The 1,399-nt window shown below is 34.4% G+C and carries 1 protein-coding gene; it reads right to left on the bottom strand.

Going from position 1 to position 1,399, the window contains the following annotated elements; genetic code table 11:
• On the bottom strand, positions 1–1,399 hold a 1,399-nt coding region (locus A9G28_RS13635), incomplete at both ends, for a glycoside hydrolase family 19 protein (protein WP_218057373.1).

The following is a 1,399-nucleotide window of genomic DNA, read 5'->3' as shown; positions in this document are numbered from 1 at the left end:
TATTGTATAATTTATATTTAAGCCAAAAATAGACACCAGAATGAACTATATATTTATAATTTGTATGTAATAAATCTGGATTATCAACAAAATTAATGTACTCCCCACCCCAAATTTCCTGATATCCATTTGCAAAATCTACATAATTATCCCTACCCGTTAACTGTTTTAACCCTCTTCCTCTAAAATTCCAACCATCATCAGTATCTGAGCCAAGATTTCCTAATCTATCTCCCATGGCTTTATTTGCAACAAATTTTTGGCTCTCCTCCGATACAGTTCTTAAATTTTTTGGAGATCCATCAGGATAACCATGCTTTATTGCATCTTCAGGATTATTTTTAAAATATTTATATGTTGTTTTTAATCCACTAACACTATAAGTAAAATTTTCTTCAGTTTGTAGTGATAAACCAACTTCTTGTCTAATTTGAGCAAAAAAATGACTTAATCTAAGAGGTGTATCAAGTTTATATTTGTTCATATGAACGTTAATATCATTTACTATGAATTGTAATAAATCTCGCCGATTATTTGATACAGAAGTGAAAATCTGCTTTAACATATCAACTGTTATACAAAATTTCGGTTTGAAATTAAATAATGCTACCGGATGAATAAACCACGCCTTCCCATCAGCACTAAGCGTGGCTGGTGGGGTGGTGTCTGCTGGGGGGGTTGTGGTATTGGTTGTCTCGCCATTTTCTGGAGGCGTGTCTTGGGGTTGATTCAACTTAGCTAAGCCTTTAGCAACATCATCCCACCATAACATTTTCTTGATTTTCTCTTTGGTCTTTTCCCAAGCTGTCACTTGTTTTTCTAACTGTTTAAGCAAAAAATAGATGTCCAATTGCCCTTTACTGAGCTTTTCTGTTGGGCTGTCTATATAGTCTGCTGGAAAACGTGCTATGCTTCTTCTTAGCTCTTCTAATCCTTTTTTGACTGATTTCTGTTCATCTGCTGCTAGTGTGTTTACATAGATATCACATTTTGCTTCATCCGCTTCTTTTAAATACGTTAATACATTTTTAGCATTTTCCGTCAGCTCGCTGTTTAACGCTTCCCATTTCGGCATTTTGCCTTCAGCATCAATTTCACTATACCATTCGCTTTCGTAATTGATTAATAAGCGACTTAATGCCGTAAATAGCATCGGTTTATCTGCAATACCTTTAAAACTCGCTTCTTTTATACTGGTATATATTTTTGTTTCAACATGGTATTGCTTATCAAGAATAGATAATGTTTCTTTTATTGTTGGTTTATATTGCGATAATGAATGGTTGTCTTTATTACGTTTTAACGATTTGTCTGCGTCAAGGTAGAGTTCTTTTAATGTGGCCGTTTCTTTTATCTGCATAAAATCAAACCAATCCCAACAACTGACCCGCTTAGCACC

The sequence above is a fragment of the Gilliamella sp. Fer1-1 genome, from assembly GCF_001690825.1.
In the GTDB taxonomy this organism is placed as follows: domain Bacteria; phylum Pseudomonadota; class Gammaproteobacteria; order Enterobacterales; family Orbaceae; genus Gilliamella; species Gilliamella apicola_C.
This window is presented reverse-complemented; position numbering and strand designations above follow the sequence as displayed.